The sequence below is a fragment of the Burkholderia sp. Ac-20384 genome, from assembly GCF_017104605.1.
GTDB lineage: Bacteria > Pseudomonadota > Gammaproteobacteria > Burkholderiales > Burkholderiaceae > Burkholderia > Burkholderia lata.
This window is the reverse complement of record NZ_JAAGPE010000558.1, coordinates 1-3,071: the sequence shown is the minus strand read 5'-3', so window position 1 is coordinate 3,071 and position 3,071 is coordinate 1. Positions and strand designations below refer to the sequence as shown.

Sequence of the window (3,071 nt, the reverse complement as noted above, 5' to 3'; positions counted from 1 at the left end):
CGGTTTGCCAGGAAAACCTCTATGGTCTTCCATCTGGGCACTCTGATGCCGTCGGTCCGTGAGGCTCCGCCTTCCTGCCGGCTCCCACCGATCACGGGTGGGAGGCGTTCATATCATTTACTATGTTCCCCTTCAGTTCGCCGAATCCCACCTCGGAATGGACCACTTCGACGGAGCGCATCGTGACGCCCGTTCACTGGCAACCACGCACGTCCTATCGCGCTTCCTAAAGTTTCTACGTAGAAACCGTCAGACTTCGACACGTGCACCACGCGTAGGCCGTGCTAGCTTGCAAACTCATCGATCAATCAATGCGCATCGGACGTTCGCCGGATTCGCCACTGCAGGCTGACAGCGGTCATCTCTCAGCCAGATTCAATCGGCAAGCCAGATGCCGTAGAATAGGAGCATGAGCATATTGGACAAAGTGGCGATCGGCTCAACCACCGCATCCGTTACAGAGCGCCGCAAGCGCACGATGACACTCGAGCGACAGACGACGGATCTGACCGGTAGGAAGTGGTAGCAATTGCGTCTGCGGCCGACGACGCAACACGGAAGTGCTTTCGCATTGCTCTATCGGTGGTCGAGGCAAAAATCCGAAGTCCGGTCGAGCGTTATCACCGACGACGCGCATCGGCGAATCTTCGTGCTGTTGGATAAACAGCCGGTCGTCAATCGGATATGAATGCCTAGGTGATTGAAACCGTGGACTACGACTTGAACAGAAAGCGCACGTTTCTCGTATCTTCGCCCAGTAATTCCGACAGACGGTCGCCCCATCGTCGCCATGCATCACGCATCTGATCGTCGTAATTGAACTGCAGATAGATTCGATCAAGCGGATCGTTACGCACATGATTCAGGCATCGATGCACGATGCTCTCAGCAATACCAAGCGACTGCATCATCGTTCCGCAGGTACGACGCAGGTCATGGCATTTCCACTGACCACCCGAGACAGTAAGCGTATCCGTTGCTGTCGTACGACCTTCGGTCGATACGCCCTTCCCGCGTTGCCGGTCACGGATCGCCTTGCACATTGTATAGATAGTGACGTGCGGAATCTTTCCCTGTTGCGACGGAAATACGTACTCGCGCCGCACGTCGTCCTCAGGCCATCCTGCGCGCACAACCTGCTGTGCCGCGAACTGAACAAGGACGAAATCGGAAAGATGAATCGTAATCGCCGCGCTTGACTTCGTGCGCTCCTTAGGAATCGTCCACGTTCTAGCCTTGAAGTCAAGATCAGCCCATCGAGTCGCGAGCGTTTCACCGACACGCGTTCCGCAAGCAAGCATCACCCATACCGCTGACCCCATGGAACGCGGAAGACGCGCAGCCGGCATAAGTTCACCGAGCGCGCGAATTTCGTCGTCCGACAGCGTGCGATGGCGTTCGTTGTCACGTACCGGGTCGTAGTCACCTGCAACGACATCTTCTTTTGCGAGCGCGAGCACATCACAATCGATCAGCAAGCGCTTCCACGGCTGGTTGCGCTCGCCCCATCGAATCATTTGCTGGACGGCCCCCAACACCTCAACTGCGCGCCGGTTGTATCCCGCGTCGGAAATAGCGGTAAGCAACGGCAGAACGTTCGACGCAAACACATCTGTGATCTTGTGTACACGGAGGGCCGGCAGTACATGCTTTTCCATCGCACGTCGCAGCATCCGACCGCCATCCTTTCGGCCTTTCCTGCCTCGCTTCTTGTTGACAGTTGCGAACCAAGCATCGAACAAATCCCCGAGGGTGAGCTCCGCCGTCGCCGCTTTTTCGACCTTGGCCTGGCGGTCTCGCTTCGTGGCTTCAAGATAGTCCACACCGTCGCGTGCCTGTGAACGAATCGTCGCCGCGGCTACGCGTGCATCCTCGAGCGACAACTGCCCGTCAGTCATGGTGCGCCCCCATGCCTTGCCGAGCGGCTTGTCGCGTTGCTTGCCATTGATGCTGACGCGAACAAGCCAGGTTTTCGAGCCATCCGGGCCGATGCGCAGGAACAGCCCACGCCCATCCGACAGGAAATACAGCCTCCCGATCGCCTTTGCAGCTTCGATTTGTCTAACCGTCAGAGCACCCATGATCGCCCTCCTTTGATATCGCAATCAGGTCGGCCCGAACCTCTCTAAGCAGAGCCTACCCCACATCGCAAACACTAAAAAAACACTAAAAAGTTGCGGCTCGTGGAGGATTTCCGCGGAACTTGGCAGACCATAAATTCCCCGCAAACCCCTGTCAGACGGGGCTTCGACGGATTTCAATGGACCTAGCCGGATCACCCGAAAAACAATCACAATTCATTTAACTTTCCGTGAGGACTTCGACACCGGCCGCTGACTACGATGGGCGCATATTTTCAGGACCTGCCGCCAGGAGCCCATCATGCCCACCCGCAGACATCTGCTGTTCGCCGGCGCCACCGGCCTCGCCGTTCTCGCGACGCTGTCGTCCGTCGGCCGCCGCGCGCTGGTCGGCCGCGCGTTCGCCGCGCCGCCCGCCACCCCGCAAACGGCCGCCCCTTTTGAGGTCACCCTCAGCGACGCCGAATGGCATCGCCGGCTCACGCCCGCCCAGTATTCGGTCCTGCGCGAAGCGGGCACCGAACGGCCGTACACCAGCCCGCTGAACGACGAGCACCGGCAAGGCACGTTCGCGTGCGCCGGCTGCGCCCTCTCGCTGTTCTCGTCGGCCACCAAGTTCGACAGCCATACCGGCTGGCCAAGCTTCTGGAAGCCGCTCGACCACGCGGTCGCCACCACCACCGACGCGTCGTTCGGGATGATCCGCACCGAAGTGCACTGCCGCCGCTGCGGCGGCCATCTCGGCCACGTGTTCGACGACGGCCCGCAGCCGACCGGCCTGCGCTACTGCATGAACGGCCTCGCGCTCACCTTCCACCCGGCCGCCGCCTGATCCGGCCCCACTCCCGACCGACTGGAGAACGCACCATGCTCGATCACCTCATCTGCGACTGCGACGGCGTGCTCGTCGACAGCGAAGTCATCGCCGACCGCGTCCTGCTCGACACGCTGTCCGCCACGTTCCCGAATCTCGATTTCGAAGCCGCCGCC

Annotated in this window: 2 protein-coding genes and 1 pseudogene; 2 read left to right on the top strand and 1 reads right to left on the bottom strand. The window is 59.8% G+C overall.

Going from position 1 to position 3,071, the window contains the following annotated elements:
• Positions 1-713: 713 nt before the first annotated feature.
• Positions 714-2,081: a site-specific integrase gene (locus tag G3O00_RS41635; protein ID WP_206146485.1), complete on the bottom strand. Its 1,368-nt coding sequence runs from the start codon at positions 2,079-2,081 to the stop codon at positions 714-716.
• A gap of 301 nt (positions 2,082-2,382) precedes the next feature.
• Here G3O00_RS41635 and msrB point away from each other — a divergent pair, with 301 nt between their 5' ends.
• Both msrB and G3O00_RS41625 read left to right on the top strand, forming a co-directional pair.
• Positions 2,383-2,913, top strand: coding sequence for a peptide-methionine (R)-S-oxide reductase MsrB (gene msrB / locus G3O00_RS41630; RefSeq protein WP_011349359.1), 531 nt, complete (start codon positions 2,383-2,385; stop codon positions 2,911-2,913).
• A 35-nt stretch (positions 2,914-2,948) separates the two neighbouring features.
• Positions 2,949-3,071 (top strand): annotated as a pseudogene (locus G3O00_RS41625) (HAD family hydrolase); the annotation flags it as partial.

Excerpts from the sequence above, each read along its gene's own strand:
- G3O00_RS41635 (WP_206146485.1), bottom strand. The coding sequence starts at position 2,081 with ATGGGTGCTCTGACGGTTAGACAAATCGAAGCTGCAAAGGCGATCGGG.
- msrB (WP_011349359.1), top strand. The coding sequence starts at position 2,383 with ATGCCCACCCGCAGACATCTGCTGTTCGCCGGCGCCACCGGCCTCGCC.